This is a genomic window from Hydrogenophaga sp. FG152 (genome assembly GCF_057809615.1).
On the sequence record NZ_JBMDKH010000001.1, the window covers coordinates 408,199 to 426,451 of the forward strand.

The following is an 18,253-nucleotide window of genomic DNA, read 5'->3' on the forward strand; positions in this document are numbered from 1 at the left end:
CCATGAACGAAGTCCAACGTGAAGGGGGCAAGGCCCCAGCCACCCGCCGCCGCAAGCCCTGGAAGCTGGCGCTGATCGCGCTCGTGGGCCTGGCGGTGCTCGGGGGCGGCGGTTTTGCGTACCACCGCTGGGGGCCCGGCGCCAAGACCGAGAGCGCCTACATCACCGCCACGGTGCAGCGCGGCGACATCGAAGACCAGGTCAGCGCCACCGGTTCGCTGCAGCCACGCGACTATGTGGACGTGGGCGCCCAGGTGTCGGGCCAGTTGCGCAAGATCCACGTGGAGGTGGGCAGCGAGGTCAAGGAAGGCGACCTGCTGGCCGAGATCGACGCCGAGACCTCGATGGCGCGCGTGGACGCCAGCCGCGCCCAGCTGCGCTCGCAGCAGGCGCAGATGGGCGAGCGCGAGCTCACCCTGGCCAAGGCCGAGCGCGACCTGCAGCGCCAGAAGAACCTGATGGCCGAAGAGGCCACCACCGCCGAGACGCTGCAGAACGCGGAAACCGCGGTGAAGACGGCGCGTGCGCAGATCCAGTCGCTCAAGGCCTCGATGGAGCAGCTGCAGGCCAGCATGCGGGTGGAAGAGGCGAACCTGAAGTACACCAAGATCTACGCGCCCATGGCCGGCACGGTGGTGAGCATCACGGCGCGCCAGGGCCAGACGCTGAACACCAACCAGTCGGCCCCCACGCTGATGCGCATCGCCGACCTGTCGGTGATGACGGTGCAGACCCAGGTGTCCGAGGCCGACGTGAGCAAGCTGCGCGGCGGCATGCCGGTGTACTTCACCACCCTGGGTGGCCAGGGCCGCCGCTGGTACGGCGAACTCAAGAAGATCGAACCCACGCCCACGGTGACCAACAACGTGGTGCTCTACAACGCGCTGTTCGAGGTGCCCAACAACAACCGCAGCCTGATGACGCAGATGACGGCGCAGGTGTTCTTCGTGGTGGCCGAGGCCAAGGACGTGCTGGTGGTGCCGATGTCGGCGCTGACGATCCAGCGCGGAGCCCAGGGCAACCGCGGCGGGCAGCCAGGCGGGCCGGGCGGCGGCAACCGCAACCCCGGCGCTGGTTCGCCTGCACCGGGCGCGGCACCGACCGCACCGGCGGCGCCGACGCAGCGTGGCACGAGCACGTCCGCCATCCCGTCGGCGTCCTTCAGGACGGTGGCCGACACCGTGGTCGCGCAGGCGGGCGGCGAGCGTCCTCGCATGGACCGCGAGGCCTTCGAGAAAATGACCGACGAGGAGCGTGCGCGCTTTCGCGAGCAGCGCCGCAAGGAACGCGAAGCCGCAGGCGGTGCCGCACCGGGCGGTGCGGGCGCGGGCGGCGATCGCCCGCGCATGAGCCCTGAAGCGTTCCAGAACATGAGCGAAGAGGAGCGTGCCCGCTTCCGCGAGCAGCGCCGCAAGGAGCGCGAGCAGGCGCAGGCCAACGGTGGCAGTGCAGCCACGGCGGCACCCGGCGGCGCCAATGGTGCCGCTCCCACGCAGAAGCGGGCCGCCTCGGGCACCGAGGCCGGCGGCAAGGACGCTGCCCCCGCCAAGCCCTCGGTGCCGAACGTGAGCGGCATGCCCCGCAACGACGGACCTGCCCGCCCGGCGCGCGGCCCTCGTCAGGCCAAGGTCAAGGTCATGGCCGAGGACGGCACGATCGAGGAGCGCGAAGTCACCATCGGCATCAGCAACCGGGTGCACGCCGAGGTGTTGTCGGGCCTGAAGGAAGGCGACCGCGTGATCGCCGGCGTGCGCGAACCCGAGCGCCGTCCCGCCAACCCGACACAGGGCACGGGCCTTGGCCAGCCGAACATGGGTGGTCCTGGCGGCATGCCGGCTGGCGCCGGCGGTGGGGCACGCCGATGAGCCAGCTGCCGCAGTCGCAGGAGGCCGAGGCGCTGCGCGCCGCGCCGCAGAGCGCGGGCGTGCCGCTGATCGACCTGAGCGGCATCACCAAGACCTACCACAACGGTGACCTGTCGGTCGAGGTGCTGCATGGCATCGACCTGAAGATCTACCCCGGCGAGCTGGTGGCCATCATGGGCGCATCCGGTTCGGGCAAGTCCACCCTGATGAACATCCTGGGCTGCCTGGACAAGCCCACCACCGGCCGCTACCTCTTCATGGGCCGCGATGTCTCCGAACTGGAGCGCGACGAACTCGCCGAGTTGCGCCGCGATGCCTTCGGCTTCGTGTTCCAGAGCTACAACCTCATCGCCACCGGCACGGCGGCGGACAACGTCGAGGTGCCCGCCGTCTACGCCGGCATCCCCCCGGCCGAGCGCCATCAGCGTGCCAGCGAACTGCTCGGCTCGCTGGGCCTGGGCGAGCGCATGCACCACCGGCCGAACCAGCTCTCGGGCGGCCAGCAGCAGCGCGTATCGATCGCCCGTGCCCTGATGAACGGCGGCCGCGTGATCCTGGCCGATGAACCCACCGGCGCGCTGGACAGCAAGAGCGGCGCCGACGTGATGGTCCTGCTCAAGGAGCTGGCGGCGCAGGGGCACACGGTGATCCTCATCACCCACGCCGCCGAGGTCGCGCAGCACGCGCAGCGCGTGATCGAGATCAAGGACGGCCACATCCTGGCCGACCCGGGCCCGCGCCCGCCCGAAGGGCAGGCCGCCGTGGCGGCGCAGAACTGGACGGCGCGCGCCGGCCGCATTTCGCACCTGAGCGATGTGGTCGAGGCCGCCAAGACCGCGCTGCGCGCCCTGCGCGCCAACGTGTTCCGCGCCATCCTCACGCTGCTGGGCATCGTGATCGGGGTGGCCTCGGTGATCGCCATGCTCGCCATTGGCGATGGCGCCAAGCAGGTGGTGATCGACCGCATCAGCGCCATGGGTTCCAACCTGTTGCTGGTGCGCCCGGGCGCGCCCAACCAGCGGGGCTTCTCCAACACGGCGACGCTGGTGCTGGCCGACGTGAACGCGATCGACAAGGAAGTGCCCAACGTGCTGGCGGCCGTGCCCGAGCAGAGCAGCAACGCGACCTTGCGCTATGGCGAGTCCGACTATTCGAGCAGCATCCTCGGCACCTCGTCCAAGTTTCCGCTCGCGCGCCAGTGGAAGGTGCAGCGCGGCACCTTCTTCACCGACGAGGACGAGCAGGAATACGCCACCGTGGCGGTGCTCGGCCAGACCGTGGCCAAGGCCCTGTTCCCGGGGGGTGAGGAGCCGCTGGGCAAGTTCGTGCTGGTGAACAACCTGATCTTCCAGGTGGTGGGTGTGATGAGCACGCGCGGCGCCTCGCCCAACGGGCAGGACCAGGACGACGTGGTGCTGGTGCCCTACGCCACCAGCCAGTTGCGCCTGTCGGGCCAGCGCTTCCTGCGCAACGTGACGGTGGCGGTGTCGGACGTGAGCCGCATCGACGAAACCCAGTCGGCGGTGGAGTCGCTGCTCGCCGAGCGCCATGGCGTGATCGACTTCCAGATCCGCAACATGGCGTCGATCATCGACACCGCGACCGAGACCCAGAACACCATGACCATCCTGCTGGGCTCGATCGCCGCGATCTCGCTGCTGGTCGGTGGCATCGGGGTCATGAACATCATGCTGGTGAGCGTGACCGAGCGCACCCGTGAGATCGGCATCCGCATGGCCACGGGCGCGCGCATGCGCAACATCCTCCAGCAGTTCCTGATCGAGGCGCTGGTGGTCTCCGCACTGGGTGGCCTGATCGGCGTCGTCATCGGCCTGGGTGTGGCCTTCGTGATCGGCGCCACCGGCACGGCGGTGCAGTTCTCCGTCACCCCGGTCGTGCTGGCGTTCGGCTGCGCCTTCGCCACCGGCCTGATCTTTGGCTACCTGCCCGCGCGCAAGGCCGCGCGGCTCGACCCCGTCGTGGCCCTGTCTTCCGAATGAACACCGTGATGAAACCGTCAATGTTCCCCTTGGCCAAACCGCTGGTCCTGGCCGCCGTGCTGGCCTTGCAGGCCTGTGCCAGCACCGAGCCGGCGCGTGGGCCGGTGGTCGAGATGCCCGCCACCTTTGCGCCCACGCTGCCCGCGGCCGAAGCGCCGCAGCTGACCACCGCCTGGTGGCAGTCCTTCGGCTCGCAGCCGCTGGAGCGCCTGATCGAAGAGGCGCAGGCCGGCAGCCCGGACCTGCGCATCGCGATCGAACGCATGCGCCAGGCCGACATCGCCCTGCAGCAGGCGGGCGTCTCGCGCCTGCCGTCGGTCAACGGCAGCCTGGGCAGCACCGCCGGCCGGACCGATGCGCCGGGCACCGCGTCCACCTCCCGCGAGTCGAGCAGTGCCGGGTTGTCCGTCAGCTACGAGGTCGATCTCTGGGGCCGCATCGCGGCCGGCGTGCGCGCGGGCGAGGCCTCGTTCCAGGCCAGCCAGTACGACTGGAAGACCGCGCGCCTGACGCTGCTCACGGCCGTGGCCAACAACTATTTCCTGTGGCTCAACACCGCCGAGCGCCTGCGCATCGCGCGGGAGAACCTGGCCATTGCCGAGCGCGTGCTGGCGATCGTGGAAGCGCGCCAGCGCAACGGCGTGGCCACGGCGCTGGAAGTGTCACAACAGCGCACCACAGTGCTGTCGCAGCGCACGGCCTTGTTGCCCATCGAACTGCAGCAGCGCCAGACCGCCACCGCGCTCGCGCTGTTGCTGGGGCGCGTGCCGCAAGGCTACGCGCCTGAAGCGGGTGAGTTCACGCAGCTGCGTGTGCCCGCGCTGTCGCCGGGCCTGCCGTCCTCGCTGCTCACGCGCCGCCCCGATCTGGCGTCTGCGGAAGCGCAACTGGCCGCGTCCGATGCCAACGTGGAAGTCGCGCGCAAGGCGCTGCTGCCGAGCCTGTCGCTGTCGGCGTCGGGCAGCCTGGGCACCTCGGCCCTGATCAGCCTGGCCGACCCCACGCGCAGCGTGTCGCTGGGCATTTCGCTGGCGCAGTCGATCTTCGATGGCGGGCGCCAGCGCCTGCAGATCCGCAGCACCGAGTCCCAGCGCGTGGTGCTGATCGAGAACTACGGCAAGGCCATCCGCACCGCGCTCAAGGAGGTGGACGACGGCCTGGGCAACGTGGCGCGCAGCGAGCGCCAGGAAGCGCTGCAGCGCGAAGTGGTGGCGCAGGCGCGCCGCTCGCTGCAATTGGCCGAGCTGCGGTACCGCGAGGGCAGTGGCGATCTGCTCTCGGTGCTGGACGCGCAGCGCACCCTGTTCACCGCCCTGGACGCGCTGGCCACGCAAAGCCTGTCGCGCCTGACGGCCGCGCTGGACCTGTACAAGGCCCTGGGCGGCGACTGGGCCGGCCCGCCGCCCCCGCTGTCCTAAAAAGAGGAGCACGAACCCGCCATTTTTATGGGGGTGTGAGTGCCTTTCTAAATGAGAATAGTTATAATTCTCAGATTGATGAGCGAAGGCAGTGTCCGCCTTTGCGACGTCCCGCCTTTCCTTGGCTTCCGATCTGTTTCTGCGTTGCTTCTACTCCCGTGAAGAACCCTCCTGCCGCCCAAGCGGCATCCAACCGTGCCTACTGGCTCAAGACGCTGCACCAATGGCACTGGATCAGTTCGGCGCTGTGCCTGATCGGCATGCTGCTGTTCGCCTTCACGGGCATCACCCTCAACCACGCGGCCGACATCGCGGCCGCTCCCAAGGTGCAGCAGAAGCTGGTGCAGCTGCCCGCCGAGCTGCAGACGGCGCTCGCGCCCAAGGACGACGAGCCGGACAACGCGGTGCTGCCGCCCGAGGTGCACCGCTGGCTGGCCGAGGCGCTGGACGTGCCTTTGCCCGGCACGACCGCCGAGTGGTCGCCCGAAGAAATCTACCTCTCGCTGCCGCGCCCCGGTGGCGATGCCTGGCTGCGCATCGAGCGCGAGTCGGGCAGCGTGGAGTACGAGCGCACCGACCGGGGCTGGATCTCCTACCTGAACGACCTGCACAAGGGCCGACACACCGGCCTGGCCTGGAAGTGGTTTCTCGACATCTTCTCGGTGGCCTGCCTGGTGTTCTGCATCACCGGCCTGTTCATCCTCAAGTTCCACGCGACAAGCCGCCCCACCACCTGGCCCATGGTGGGCGCGGGCCTGGTGATTCCCTTGTTGCTCGTGATCCTGTTCATCCATTGACTGCCGAAGGAGCTGCGTTCCCATGTTGATCCGATACGCCACCGCCATTTCCGCGGCTGGGTTTGCCTTCCCCGCCCTGGCCGCCGACATGGCGCTCAAAGTCGAGATTCCGCGCTTGACCGTGGCGGAGTACCACCGCCCCTACGTGGCGATCTGGATCGAGAAGAACGACCAGTCCTTCGCGGGCAACCTCGCGGTCTGGTACGACATCAAGATGCGCAACAACGAGGGCACCAAGTGGCTCAAGGACATGCGCGCCTGGTGGCGCAAGAGCGGGCGCGAGCTGACCATGCCGGTGGACGGCATCAGCGGCGCCACGCGCGCGCCCGGCGAGCAGTCGGTGCAGTTCGCCGACAGCACCGCGCTGGGCAAGCTGGCCCCGGGTGAATACAGCCTTGTGCTCGAAGCCGCGCGCGAAGTGGGAGGCCGCGAAGTGGTGAAGGTGCCCTTCGTGTGGCCCCCGAAGGCGGCCACCACCACGCAAGCCCGTGGCGAACACGAACTCGGCGCGATCAGCGTCACCGTCAAACCCTGACCCCGACTGGAGACCCTCATGAAAACCACCACCGTTCGCGCCCGAGTTCTCACCCTGGCCGCCGCGGCCATGCTGGCCCTGCCGGCCGCCGTGCATGCGCACCGCTCCTGGCTGCTGCCCTCGGGCACCATCTACTCGGGCCAGCTGCCCTGGGTGTCGGTCGACGCCGCCGTTTCCAACGACATCTTCTACTACGAGCACAACGCCGCCGGCCTGGACAACCTGGTGGTGATCGGTCCCGACGGCCAGCCGGTGCAGGCCGAGAACCAGGCCAAGGGCCGCTACCGCAGCATGTTCGACGTGAAGCTCGACAAGCCCGGCACCTACCGACTCGCGCTGGTGAACGACGCCCTCATCGCCAGCTTCAAGGTGGGCACCGAGAGCAAGCGCCTGCGCGGCACCGCCGAGTCGCTGGCCAAGGAGATTCCCGCCAACGCCGAAGACCTGCGCGTGAGCCAGTCGCAGAACCGCGTGGAGACCTTCGTGACCTCGGGCAAGCCCACCACCGACGCCCTCAAGCCCACGGGCCGCGGCATCGAGCTGGTGCCGGTGACGCACCCGAACGATCTGGTGGAAGGCGACACCGCCACGTTCCGCTTCATCGACAACGGCAAGCCCGCGGCCGGTTACGCGGCCACCGTGATCCTGGCCGGCCTGCGCTACCGCAGCGAGTTGGGTGAAATCCGCACCACCACCGACGACAAGGGTGAAATCAAGGTGAAGTGGCCTGCGGCCGGCATGTACTGGGTGAACATCGCGCCGCCGCGCGCTCCCGGCATGGGTGGTCCTGGCGGTGCGGGTGGGCCCGGTGCTGGTGGTCCGGGTGCGCCTGCTGCCGCAGCCCCCGCTGCCGATGCACCGCGTCCCGCGCCGGCGGGCCCCGCAGGCACGCTGGCCGAGCCGGTCCGCCGCTCGGGCTACAGCCTGACGCTGGAAGTCCTGCCCCGTTGATGCCCCGGCGCATGCCGGCATGCCCCAGACCATGCAGATGGCTGGGGTTGTTTTTTGGTTTCTGACCCTCGCAACATGAACCGTGTGCTGGTGCCCCTGGAGCTGGACGCTTCGATGCCCCTGCTGGGTGCCCAGGCACAGTGCCTGGACGGCCAGACCATGGGCACGACCTGGCAGGTGCGGTGGGTGGCGGCCGGCGCCTCGCCCAGCGAGCCGGTGCGCGCCGCCGTGCAGGACGAGCTGGATCTTGTCGTGGCCCAGATGAGCACCTGGCTGGAGGGCTCCGACCTGGAGCGCTTCAACCGCGCCCCGGCCGGCACGTGGCACACCGTGCCCGAGGCCATGGCCGAGGTGCTGGCGGCGGCGCTGTGGCTGGCCGAGGTGTCCGGCGGTGCCTTCAACCCCGCGGCTGGCGCGCTGGTCAACCTCTGGGGCTTCGGCCCCCGCCCACGCTACACCGACCCCGGCTTCGCCCCTCCCACGGACGGCGCGGTGCAGCACGCCCTGGCGCTCAACGATTGGCGCGCCCTGCAATGGCAGCCGGCCAGCCGCCAGCTTCACCAGCCCGGTGGCGTGCGGCTGGACTTCTCGGCGATTGCCAAGGGTTATGCGGTGGACCGGGTGTCGCGGCGTTTGAGCGGCATGGGCTTGCGCCACAGCCTGGTGGAGGTGGGGGGCGAGCTGCGGGGCCAGGGCTTGCGGCTGGGTGGCCAACCCTGGTGGGTGGACCTCGAATCGCCACCCACCGCGCCTGGACAAGCACCGCTGCCCACCACACGCGTGGCCCTGCACGGGCTGTGTGTCGCCACCTCGGGCGACTACCGGCGTGTGTACACCCACGACGGCGCGCGCTGGCCGCACACCATCGATCCGCGCCACGGCCGGCCGCTGGCGAACGGTCTGGCGTCCGTGAGCGTGTTGCACGCCGAGTGCCTGTGGGCCGATGCCTGGTCCACCGCGCTGACCGTGCTCGGAAGAGAGCAGGGCCTGGCCCTGGCCACCGCGCACGGCATCGCGGCGCTGTTCGTGCAGCGCGAGCCCGATGGCCGATTGACCGAAGCCCTCACACCCGCGATGAAGGAACTCGCCGGATGACCAGCGAAAAATGGCTCTACGCCCTGGCCACCCTGCTGTGCTACGCGTTGCTGTGCGGCACCATCGCCTGGCAGCACTGCAACCGGCAGCGCGCCGCGCGGCGCCGGGTGGACGCGCTGCTGCCGGCCACGCCCGGTGTGCCCGCGTGGTGGGTGGCGTACGCGAGCCAGACCGGCCAGGCCGAAGAGCTGGCCTTGCAGACCGCGCAGGCCTTGCACACGGCGGGCGTGCCGGTGCGCCTGGCGCCGCTGAGCCAGATCAGCCTGGCCGACCTGCAACAGGCCGATCGCCTGCTCTGCATCGCGAGCACCTATGGCGAGGGCGATCCGCCCGACAGCGCCGTGCTGTTCGCCCGGCAGGTGATGGCCAGCGCGGGTGTGACGCTGTCGCACCTGCACGTGGGCCTGCTCGCGCTGGGCGACAAGACCTACGCCCATTTCTGCGGCTTCGGCCGCCAGCTGGACCAATGGCTGATGGACCGCGGCGCGCAGGCCCTGTTCGACCGCATCGACGTGGACAAGAGCGACCCCGACGCGCTGCAGCGCTGGCGCCAGCACCTCGCGCACCTGGCTGGCACCAGCGACTTGCCGGATTGGGAAGCGCCGGCCTTGCAACCTTGGCGGCTGCGCGCGCGCCAGCACCTCAACCCCGGCAGCGCAGGCGAGGAAGTGCATCACCTGGAACTGGTGCCCGAACACGCTGGCGCGGCGCTGCCCGAGTGGCAGGCGGGCGACCTGGTGCAGGTGGAGGTGCCCACCGCACCGGGCGAACCGCGCGACTACTCCATCGCTTCCGTGCCGCAGGACGGCGCGGTGCACCTGCTGGTGCGCCGCACGCGCCGCGCCGACGGCAGCCCGGGCCTGGCCTCGGGCTGGCTGACGAGCGCTGCGGCCGACAGCGCCACGGTGATGCTGCGCGTGCGCGCGCACGGGGGCTTTCGCATTGGTGAGAACGCAGACCGCCGCCTGATCCTGATTGGCAACGGCACGGGCCTGGCCGGATTGCGTGGGCACATTCGCGGCCGTCTGGCGGCGGCCGGGCCGTTGGCCGATGCCACCACGGTGCGCCGACCCGACGGTGTGGCGCCGATGTGGCTGTTGTTTGGTGAACGCAACGCGCGCTGCGATGCGCACTACCGAGACGAGATCGATGCCTGGGCGCGCCAGGGCTGGCTCAGCCGCGTGGACTGGGTGTTCTCGCGCGATCAAGTGGAGCGCCTGTATGTGCAGCATGCCCTGGCCGAGGCTGCCACCTCGGTGCGCGAGTGGGTGGCCGACGGTGCGGCCATCTATGTCTGCGGCAGCCTCGAAGGCATGGCCGGCGAAGTCAACGACGCGCTGCAGACCATCCTGGGCGAAGACGCGCTGCAGCAGCTCGCGGCCGACGGCCGCTACCGCCGCGACGTGTACTGACGGCGCGCTGCGTTCAAGTCTCCGCCCACTGCTGGAGGAGCTTGTGGTAGTGGCCAGTCAAGCCAACCACCTCGGCCGTGTCACCGAGCTGGTTGCGCAGTTTCAGGATGGTCATGTCCAGATCGAACAGCATCGAGCGCCGCCACGCGTCGCGCACCAGGCTTTGCGTCCACAGGAACGAGGCCACGCGCACGCCGCCGGTCACCGGCTCCACACGGTGCAGGCTGGTGGAGGGGTAGACGATTGCGTCGCCCGCATCGAGCTTGATCTCGTGCGTGCCGAAGCTGTCCTCGGCGATCAGCTCGCCGCCTTCGTACTCGTCGGGTGAACTGAGGAACACGGTGGTGGACACGTCGGTGCGCACCTTCTGGCCGCTGAAGCGGTCGGTCTGGATCGTGTTGTCGATGTGGTTGCCATAGTGCCCACCGCCTTCGTAGCGGTTGAACATCGGCGGCAGCATGGTGGCTGGCAGCACGGCCGAGACGAACAGCGGATGGCGTTGCAGCGCCTGCGCGATGCGCTGCGAGAGCGGCGCGAACACGGGGGAAGCGGTGTCGAGCTGGAGGTTGCGCTTGACGTTGGCCGCCTGCGGGCCGGTGGAGCGCAGACCGTCCACCCAGCCCTGGGTGTCGAGCACCTGGCGGATCTCGGCCACTTCGGAGGGGGTGAGGACCTGGGGAATGTGCAGCAGCATGGGCAGGGTTCCTGAAACGGGAAAAGGCCCGCCATGGGGCGGGCCTTTTCGATCGCAGCGTTCTGAGGGGTGGTCGGGATCAGAACTTGAAGTTGGCGGTCAGGGCGGCGGAGCGGGGGGCGCCCAGTGCCAGACGGCCGCCACCGTTGTTCACGGCCATCAGGTATTCGTCGTCGAACAGGTTGTACACGTTCAGGCGCAGGCTGACCTTGTCGGTGAGTTGGTAGGCGACCATGGCGTCCGCAACCCAGTACGAAGGCACGTTGGGCAGGTTGCCCGGTGCGCCCGTGGCGTTGACGAAGCGCTTGGCTTCGGAGCTGTAGCGCGCACCCACGCCCAGCGTGAGTTTGTCCAGCTGGTACGAAGTCCACACCGTGGCGGTCAGGTCAGGCGACCAGCGCACGCCCGTCGTGGCGGTCGTGGCTGTCTGTTGGTTGATCTGCTTCGTGCTGGTCTTGGCCAGGCCGGCGGTGATCTGCCAGAAGTTGGTGATCTGGCCGACGGCGGACAGCTCGATGCCTTGCACCTGCGTCTTGCCTTCCTGCACCGACGCGTTGGTGATCGTGTCGGTCGTGACTTGCTTGTCGTTCGTGGTGCGGAACACAGCGGCGGCCACGTTCAGGCGCTTGTTCATCAGCTCCCACTTGGTGCCGAGCTCGAACGTTTCGGTTTTCTGAGGATCCAGGGCCGCATTGGCCTGGTTGCCGCCCGTGGCACTCAGCTGGAAGTTGTTGCCGCCGGGCGGGTTGGCCGAGGTGGCGTAGGACGCATACACGCTGCCGTTTTCGGCCGGCTTGTAGACGCTGCCAACGCTCCAGCTGATGAGGCTGCGCGAGTCTTCCAACGCGGTGCGCGCACCGGCCGCGGTCACGTTTTCCGTGCTCAGCTTGTAGACATCCGCACGCAGGCCACCGTTGATGGACCAGCGGTCGTTGAGCTTGGCGTTGTCGAACGCGTACGCGCTGATGGTGTTGGTCGAGCCGCCCGTGACACCGCCCGTGCGCCCGCCGAAGTTGGCCATGGTCTGGAACGGGTTCGGGTTGTACAGGTTGGCCGATGGCGTCGTGCCCACAGCGGTGCCATGGTCGAAGGCGTTCTGCTTTTCATGCAGCAACTCCACACCGGCTGCCAGGGAGTGCTGCATGCCGCCCGCGCTGAACTCGGTGTTCACGCTGGTCTGGTTGGCGAGGATGGTGTTTTCCTGATCGACGCGTTGGCGCGAGCGGGCCACCAGCCAGGTGGCCGGGTTGGCAGCGACCACCGCAGGGTTCACGGCCGTCGCGGCGGTATTGGCGGAGGTGATGCCAATGATGCCGGTCAGCGTGCGGTCCATGCGGGTCTTGCCGAAACGCGTGATGTTGCGGATCGTCGTGCCTTGGCCCAGGTCGTGCTCGATCTTGGCCGTGATCATGTCCGCATCGACTTTCTCTTGGTCGTTGGGGCTGCCGTAGTAGTTTTCACGACGCACCTTGGCGGCATTCGGAATCGAGGTAAAGCCCTCGTAGCCGATGGCGGGAATGCCACCGTCCGGCACGTTCTTCTGGCGCAGGTGCTGGCTGAAGAGGTGCAGGCGCGTGGGCGTGCCCAGGCCGGTCACGTAAGACAGACCCACGCCATAGCCTTTGTTCTCCACGAAATCGCGGCCATCGACGCCGCTGTCCTGCGCCATGGCGTTCAGGCGGAAGGCGGAGGTGTCGCTGAGCTGCTTGTTCAAGTCAACGGTGGCGCGCTTGCGGCTGCCGGTGCCGATCGTGCCGGAGGCGCTGTTTTCGTCACCCAGGTGGGCCTGCTTGGAGATCAGGTTGATGAAGCCGGAGCTTGCGCCACGGCCGGTTTCAGCACCGGCGGCGCCCTTGACGATCTCGACCTGTTCCAGGTTGAAGGTGTCGCGCGTGACGGCGCCGAGGTCGCGGATGCCGTCGACGAAGGTGGATTGCTGCAACGAGAAGCCGCGCATCTGGAAAGTGTCGCCGGCCGAGGTGTTGCCGTTCTCACCCATCTGCATGGTGATGCCTGGGGTGTTGCGCAGGGCTTCCATCAGCGTGACGGCACCTTGCTCTTCCAGCACTTCCTTCTTGATGATCTGGATGGTCTTGGGCGTGTCCACCAGCGGCGCCGTCATCTTCTCGTTGGCCGATTTGTCGGCCTTGTACGGCACCTCGGGGGCTTCCTTGACGGTCACCGTGGGCAGGGTGGTGGTCTGCTGCGCCATGCCGGCGGCAGGAACGGAGGCGGCCAGGAGGGCCAGGAGGTGGACGGGTTTGCTGTGCTTGCGGCTGCGGATATGGGCCATGGGTGAGTCCTTGCGGTGCGGTGCGATGGTGTGTTGGCTGGCGGGCTTCCACATCGCACCGGCTCGGTGCAAGGGCACGGCAGGTCGTCGGGGGCTTTGGCTGGCTTCGGCCGGGATTATCACAAATAAAAATCATTCCCATTCACAATTTTTCCATTTTGTTGTGAATTGGCGTCAGGAACGACGAAGGGCGCCAAGACCGGACGGTCTTGGCGCTTGCATGCCCGATGGCAGAAACAGGGGGGTTAGAAGGTGACGTTGGCGGTCAGCCAGAGGCGCCGGCCTTCGAGCATGTTGTTGTAGCGCGCGGCATAGGCGTTGGGCGCGTACTGGGCGTATTCCAGGAAGTCCTTGTCGAACAGGTTGTAGATCGTGGCGCCCAGGGTCACCGACTTGTTCAGGCGGTAGCTGCCGCCCAGGTGGAACTGGGTCGTCGCCTTGTAGTCACCCAGGACTGCACGGGCCGCTCTGCCGGTGGCCGAGGTGTCGTCGCGCCAGCGCGAGCTGCGGTACTCGGCGCTGACCCAGGTCGAGAACTTCTCGTCGATCTTCCAGTCGAGTTTGGCGTTGAGCATGTGCTTCGGGGTGTTGTATAGGGGTTGGCCTGCGCTGGCACCACTCTTTTGCTCGCTGCGGGTGAAGGTGTAGTTGCCGGTGGCGTGGAGGCCTTTGGCCAGCGGCACCCGGGTGGACAGCTCAAAGCCGCGCGTTTGCGCTTCGTCCACGTTCACCGACTGGCCATAGGTGTCCACGGCGGGCCAGTTGCCATAGTTCACGCACCCGGGGCGGTTGGGGGCGCCCGCGAAGCTGCAGTTGAGCAAGCCGCTGCCGGTGGCGATCTTGTCCTTGAACTGGTTGAAGAAGATGGTGCCGCCGATCGTGAAGCCCTTCTTGTCGTCGAACATCGTGCCGAGTTCGTAAGACGTGCTGGTTTCTGGCTTGAGGGAAGGCGTGCCGATGGTGGGGCGCGTGCCTTGACCCGTGAAACCGGTGATGCCATCGGCCAGTTGATCGAGGCGCGGGGTCTTGAAGCCACGGCTCACACCGCCTTTGACGATCCAGTTGTCGGTGGCATCCCAGACCGTGTAGATGCGCGGACTGAACTGCGCGCCGAACTGGCTGTGGTCGTCGTAGCGCGCACCCAGTGTGAGCGCGAGGGCGGGCGTGAGGCGCCACTCGTCCTCGCCAAACAAGGCCCACTGCGTGTGGGTGTACGGTGCGGGCGCCACGCCATCGATCATCTCCGCGTCCCAGTACTGGGCGCCCACCGTCAGCAGGTGCGACTCGCCCACGGCTGTGATCAGCTTGGCGTCGAGGATGGTGTTCTCCGCCGTCAGCGTGCGCGCGCTGCCCGGCGCCTTGCCGGGGGTGCCTGAAGGGATCGTGCGGCCGATGGTTTCGGTTTCGTTTCGGGTCAGGCTGGTTTCCAGCTTGCCGAAGCCGAGGTTGGCGTTGTAGGCCAGCACCGTCTGCTCGCGATTGAACTTCTGCTTCGCCGTGTAGCCTTGCACGCCGAGGGTGCCGAGCTGCGCCGATGAGTTGTCGTACACCTGCCGCGCGGTGTCCAGGTCCAGGTAGATTTCGTGATCCCTGTTCGGCGTCAGCGTCAGGCGAGCGCCGAGGGTGTCGATGTCCGCCTTCACCGGGCTGGGACCACGGGTGCTGATGGTGGTGTTGCCTGCGTCGCCAGTGGGCTCCAGTTCGGACGCCGAGCGCTTGAAAGAGCTGGCGCGGAGCGTCAACCCCAGCGTGTCTTGCTTGATGGGGCCGCTCAGATAGACGTTGGTGCCCAGGCTGTCGCCGCGATCGCGGTTTTCCTGCACGGTGCCGTTCAGGTTGACCGCACCGGCCCAGGTCTTGCCGACCTTGCGCGTGATGATGTTGATCACGCCGCCCATGGCATCGGAACCATAGAGCGTGGCCATCGGGCCGCGAATGACTTCGATCCGCTCGATGGCGCTGATGGGCGGCAGGAAACTGGTGGAGGTCTCGCCGAAGCCGTTGGGGGTCACGTTGCCGGCGGCGTTCTGGCGGCGGCCATCCACCAGCACCAGGGTGTAGTCCGAAGGCATGCCGCGGATGCTGATGTTCATGCCGCCGGTCTTGCCAACGTCGTTGCCGACGTCCACGCCTTCCACATCGGCGAGCGCTTCAGCCAGGCTGCTGGCGCGTTTGGTTTCCAGGGCTTCGCGGGACACCACCGTGATGCTGGCGGGCGCCTTCTTGATGTCTTGCTCGAAACCGGAGGCCGATACCACGACTTCGGACAGCGAGCCCTCGGCTTGCTGGGCGTGGGCCGCGCCCAGGCTCAGCGCGTACAGGCTGCAGGCCACGGCGGTGGCTTGCAAGGGGAAGCGGTAGCCCGACGAAACGCCGCGCTGGCCAGCCGACGGGGTGGATGCTCTCGACATCAGAAATCCTTACGTATGCATGCGTTGATGGAATTGGCTGGCATGCATCCACTCGGCATCGCGCGCATCACACAAGGGACGGGGGCAGGGGAGGGGCTGGCTGGCTACTTTTCTTATTATTACAAATGAAAACCATTCTTGTTAAGTTTCTGATAATTTTTTTGTGATAGCTCGCTCGATGCCTGCCAGAAAGCGTCCGGCGGGAACGTGGTTTGCCCTCTGAAATCTCGCCAAAACGATGCCGTCGCCGGAATGTGGTAAACACGAATGGCCCTCATCGGGCGAGTTGCTGCACAGCAACAAGAAAGCTATCGGGTGGATAAACACTATCAATCCCAAGGGTTGGTAGTTATTTGCTATCATTCAACCCATGGCGATATGGAAAACCCTTTCTGATCGCCGCCTCTTTCTCAACCCCAACCCAAGGAAAACCATGTCCCTGATCAACACCACCGTCCAGCCTTTCAAGACCACGGCCTTTCTGAACGGCAAGTTCATCGACGTCAGCGACGAGACGCTGAAGGGCAAGTGGTCGGTGCTGATCTTCATGCCCGCTGCCTTCACCTTCAACTGCCCCACCGAAGTGGAAGACGCGGCCGAGAACTACGCCGAATTCCAGAAGGCCGGTGCCGAGGTCTACATCGTCACGACCGACACGCACTTCTCGCACAAGGTGTGGCATGAAACCTCGCCCGCCGTGGGCAAGGCCAAGTTCCCGCTGGTGGGCGACCCGACCCACGTGCTGACCAACGCTTTCGGCGTGCACATCCCCGAAGAAGGCCTGGCGCTGCGCGGCACCTTCATCATCAACCCCGAAGGCACGATCAAGACCGCCGAGATCCACTCCAACGAGATCGCCCGTGACGTGAAGGAAACGCTGCGCAAGCTCAAGGCCGCCCAGTACACCGCCGCCCACCCCGGCGAAGTGTGCCCGGCCAAGTGGAACGAAGGCGCCAAGACCATCGCTCCTTCGCTGGACCTGGTCGGCAAGATCTGATCCATCGTTTGATGTTCCGAGATGAGGCCCGGCCTCACCGGTTGCACATCGAAGAACCCGCGGGCCCAGAAGGCCCGTCGGGTGAACCCCTGGCCGCCTTTCAATCCCTGAGGAGGCCGGTTCTCAAAGTCGCTTAGATAAAGGAAACACAACATGTTGGACGACACCCTCAAGGCTCAACTCGGCGCTTACCTGGAGCGCGTGACACAACCTTTCGAGATCGTCGCTTCCTTGAGCGACTCTGAGAGCTCCCGCGAAATGCTTGATCTGCTGCAGACCATCCAGGCGCTGCGCAGCGACAAGATCACCCTGAAGACCGACGGCCAGGACGCGCGCCGGCCTTCGTTCACCCTGCAGCGCGCCGGCAGCGACACCTCGCTGCGCTTCGCCGGGCTGCCGCTGGGCCACGAGTTCACCTCGCTGGTGCTGGCCCTGCTGTGGACCGGCGGCCACCCGCCCAAGGTCGAGCAGGACGTGCTCGAACAGATCCAGGCGCTGGATGGTGACTTCAATTTCGAGGTCTACATGTCCCTGACCTGCCACAACTGCCCGGACGTGGTGCAGGCACTGAGCCTGATGGCGATCCAGAACCCGAAGATCAAGACCACGGTCATCGAAGGCGGTGCCTTCCAGGACGAGGTGACGGCGCGCGAGATCATGGCCGTGCCCATCGTGTTCCTCAACGGCCAGGTGTTCGGTTCGGGCCGCATGACGGTGGAAGAGATCGTCGGCAAGCTCGACGTGAACGCCGATGCGCGCGAAGCCGCGAAGCTCAACGCCAAGGACCCGTTCGACGTGCTGATCGTCGGCGGCGGCCCGGCCGGTGCCGCGGCGGCGGTGTACGCCGCCCGCAAGGGCATTCGAGTGGGCGTGGCGGCCGAGCGTTTCGGTGGGCAGGTCAACGACACGATGGCGATCGAGAACTACATCAGCGTGCTCGAGACCGACGGCCCGAAGTTCGCCGCCGCGCTCGAAGCGCAGGTGCGCCACTACGACGTGGACATCATGAACCTGCAGCGCGCCGACAAGCTGATCCCGGCGAGCGAACCCAACGGCCTGGTCCAGGTGCAGATGGCCAACGGCGCGACCTTGAGCGCGCGCAGCGTGATCCTCTCCACCGGTGCCCGCTGGCGCAATGTGAACGTGCCCGGCGAGGCCGAGTACCGCAACAAGGGCGTGGCTTACTGCCCGCACTGTGACGGTCCGCTGTTCAAGGGCAAGCGCGTGTCGGTGATCGGTGGCGGCAACTCGGGTGTCGAGGCCGCGATCGACCTGGCCGGCATCGTGCAGCACGTGACGCTGATCGAGTTCGCCGATGCGCTCAAGGCCGATGCCGTGCTGGTGAGCAAGCTCAAGAGCCTGCGCAATGTGGACATCCACGTGAATGCGCAGACGACCGAGATCACCGGCGCCGACGGCAAGGTGAATGGCCTGAGCTACAAGGACCGCGCGAGCGGCGACGTGAAGCACGTCGAACTCGAAGGCGTGTTTGTGCAGATCGGCCTGGTGCCCAACACCGAATTCCTGAAGGGCACGGTGGAGCTGAGCCGCTTCGGTGAGATCGTGGTGGACGCCAAGGGCCACACCAACGTGCCAGGCGTGTTCGCGGCGGGCGACTGCACCACGGTGCCGTACAAGCAGATCGTGATCGCGGCCGGCGCCGGTTCCACCGCCGCGCTCAGCGCCTTCGATCACCTGATCCGCCAGCCGGTGGCGGCGCCGGCCGAGGCCGTCGCGGCCTGAGGCTTGTCAGGCCCGGGCGCCGCGAGGCCCCGGGCCGGTTCG

General features: G+C 67.3%; 13 protein-coding genes. 10 read left to right on the plus strand and 3 right to left on the minus strand.

All coding sequences use genetic code 11. The features are described 5' to 3' along the window. Nucleotides 1-2 precede the first annotated feature (2 nt). From ACODTB_RS02005 to ACODTB_RS02040, 8 genes are all read left to right on the plus strand, one after another. Complete coding sequence (locus ACODTB_RS02005; RefSeq protein WP_291118750.1) at nt 3-1,865, plus strand: efflux RND transporter periplasmic adaptor subunit; 1,863 nt, start codon at nt 3-5, stop codon at nt 1,863-1,865. Next, on the plus strand, nt 1,862-3,865 hold the full coding sequence (locus ACODTB_RS02010) for a MacB family efflux pump subunit (RefSeq protein ID WP_291118748.1): 2,004 nt from the start codon (nt 1,862-1,864) through the stop codon (nt 3,863-3,865). The genes ACODTB_RS02005 and ACODTB_RS02010 overlap by 4 nt, the downstream gene beginning before the upstream one ends. An 8-nt stretch (nt 3,866-3,873) precedes the next feature. Then, nucleotides 3,874-5,283 carry an efflux transporter outer membrane subunit gene (locus ACODTB_RS02015; RefSeq protein ID WP_291118772.1) on the plus strand — a complete coding sequence of 470 codons (1,410 nt, stop codon included), beginning with the start codon at nt 3,874-3,876 and terminating at the stop codon, nt 5,281-5,283. 158 nt (nt 5,284-5,441) lie between these two features. After that, nucleotides 5,442-6,080, plus strand: coding sequence for a PepSY-associated TM helix domain-containing protein (locus ACODTB_RS02020; RefSeq protein WP_291118746.1), 639 nt, complete (start codon nt 5,442-5,444; stop codon nt 6,078-6,080). A gap of 22 nt (nt 6,081-6,102) precedes the next feature. Further along, nucleotides 6,103-6,615, plus strand: a complete 513-nt coding sequence (locus tag ACODTB_RS02025; protein ID WP_291118744.1) for a DUF2271 domain-containing protein — start codon at nt 6,103-6,105, stop codon at nt 6,613-6,615. A gap of 18 nt (nt 6,616-6,633) precedes the next feature. Further along, nucleotides 6,634-7,566 carry a DUF4198 domain-containing protein gene (locus ACODTB_RS02030; RefSeq protein WP_291118741.1) on the plus strand — a complete coding sequence of 311 codons (933 nt, stop codon included), beginning with the start codon at nt 6,634-6,636 and terminating at the stop codon, nt 7,564-7,566. A gap of 75 nt (nt 7,567-7,641) precedes the next feature. Next, nucleotides 7,642-8,661, plus strand: coding sequence for an FAD:protein FMN transferase (locus ACODTB_RS02035; RefSeq protein ID WP_291118739.1), 1,020 nt, complete (start codon nt 7,642-7,644; stop codon nt 8,659-8,661). Continuing rightward, complete coding sequence (locus ACODTB_RS02040; RefSeq protein ID WP_291118738.1) at nt 8,658-10,073, plus strand: sulfite reductase subunit alpha; 1,416 nt, start codon at nt 8,658-8,660, stop codon at nt 10,071-10,073. Before ACODTB_RS02035 ends, ACODTB_RS02040 begins: the two co-directional genes overlap by 4 nt. A gap of 13 nt (nt 10,074-10,086) precedes the next feature. Here the strand turns inward: ACODTB_RS02040 and ACODTB_RS02045 are convergent, their stop codons facing one another. The 3 genes from ACODTB_RS02045 to ACODTB_RS02055 all read right to left on the minus strand — a co-directional run bounded on the left by ACODTB_RS02045 (nt 10,087) and on the right by ACODTB_RS02055 (nt 15,471). Then, entirely contained in the window at nt 10,087-10,767 is a 681-nt protein-coding gene (locus ACODTB_RS02045) for a Fe2+-dependent dioxygenase (protein ID WP_291118736.1), read from the minus strand. Between the two features lie 79 nt (nt 10,768-10,846). Beyond that, on the minus strand, nt 10,847-13,060 hold the full coding sequence (locus tag ACODTB_RS02050; RefSeq protein WP_291118733.1) for a catecholate siderophore receptor Fiu: 2,214 nt from the start codon (nt 13,058-13,060) through the stop codon (nt 10,847-10,849). Nucleotides 13,061-13,305: 245 nt separating this feature from the next. Continuing rightward, nucleotides 13,306-15,471 carry a TonB-dependent receptor domain-containing protein gene (locus tag ACODTB_RS02055; protein ID WP_291118730.1) on the minus strand — a complete coding sequence of 722 codons (2,166 nt, stop codon included), beginning with the start codon at nt 15,469-15,471 and terminating at the stop codon, nt 13,306-13,308. A 433-nt stretch (nt 15,472-15,904) separates the two neighbouring features. On the opposite strand from ACODTB_RS02055, the gene ahpC reads away from it, so the two are divergent. Both ahpC and ahpF read left to right on the plus strand, forming a co-directional pair. After that, the gene (gene ahpC / locus ACODTB_RS02060; RefSeq protein WP_291111412.1) at nt 15,905-16,468 is read left to right on the plus strand and encodes an alkyl hydroperoxide reductase subunit C; all 564 of its coding nucleotides are present in this window, start codon (nt 15,905-15,907) and stop codon (nt 16,466-16,468) included. Nucleotides 16,469-16,621: 153 nt separating this feature from the next. Further along, nucleotides 16,622-18,211: an alkyl hydroperoxide reductase subunit F gene (gene ahpF, locus ACODTB_RS02065; RefSeq protein WP_291111410.1), complete on the plus strand. Its 1,590-nt coding sequence runs from the start codon at nt 16,622-16,624 to the stop codon at nt 18,209-18,211. The last annotated feature ends 42 nt before the right edge of the window (nt 18,212-18,253 follow it).

Bases quoted from the DNA above. Each gene is read 5' to 3' on its own strand.
- ACODTB_RS02005 (WP_291118750.1), top strand. From the start codon at position 3: ATGAACGAAGTCCAACGTGAAGGGGGCAAGGCCCCAGCCACCCGCCGC.
- ACODTB_RS02010 (WP_291118748.1), top strand. From the start codon at position 1,862: ATGAGCCAGCTGCCGCAGTCGCAGGAGGCCGAGGCGCTGCGCGCCGCG.
- ACODTB_RS02015 (WP_291118772.1), top strand. From the start codon at position 3,874: ATGAAACCGTCAATGTTCCCCTTGGCCAAACCGCTGGTCCTGGCCGCC.
- ACODTB_RS02025 (WP_291118744.1), top strand. From the start codon at position 6,103: ATGTTGATCCGATACGCCACCGCCATTTCCGCGGCTGGGTTTGCCTTC.
- ACODTB_RS02030 (WP_291118741.1), top strand. From the start codon at position 6,634: ATGAAAACCACCACCGTTCGCGCCCGAGTTCTCACCCTGGCCGCCGCG.
- ACODTB_RS02035 (WP_291118739.1), top strand. From the start codon at position 7,642: ATGAACCGTGTGCTGGTGCCCCTGGAGCTGGACGCTTCGATGCCCCTG.
- ACODTB_RS02040 (WP_291118738.1), top strand. From the start codon at position 8,658: ATGACCAGCGAAAAATGGCTCTACGCCCTGGCCACCCTGCTGTGCTAC.
- ACODTB_RS02045 (WP_291118736.1), bottom strand. From the start codon at position 10,767: ATGCTGCTGCACATTCCCCAGGTCCTCACCCCCTCCGAAGTGGCCGAG.
- ACODTB_RS02050 (WP_291118733.1), bottom strand. From the start codon at position 13,060: ATGGCCCATATCCGCAGCCGCAAGCACAGCAAACCCGTCCACCTCCTG.
- ACODTB_RS02055 (WP_291118730.1), bottom strand. From the start codon at position 15,471: ATGTCGAGAGCATCCACCCCGTCGGCTGGCCAGCGCGGCGTTTCGTCG.
- ahpC (WP_291111412.1), top strand. From the start codon at position 15,905: ATGTCCCTGATCAACACCACCGTCCAGCCTTTCAAGACCACGGCCTTT.
- ahpF (WP_291111410.1), top strand. From the start codon at position 16,622: ATGTTGGACGACACCCTCAAGGCTCAACTCGGCGCTTACCTGGAGCGC.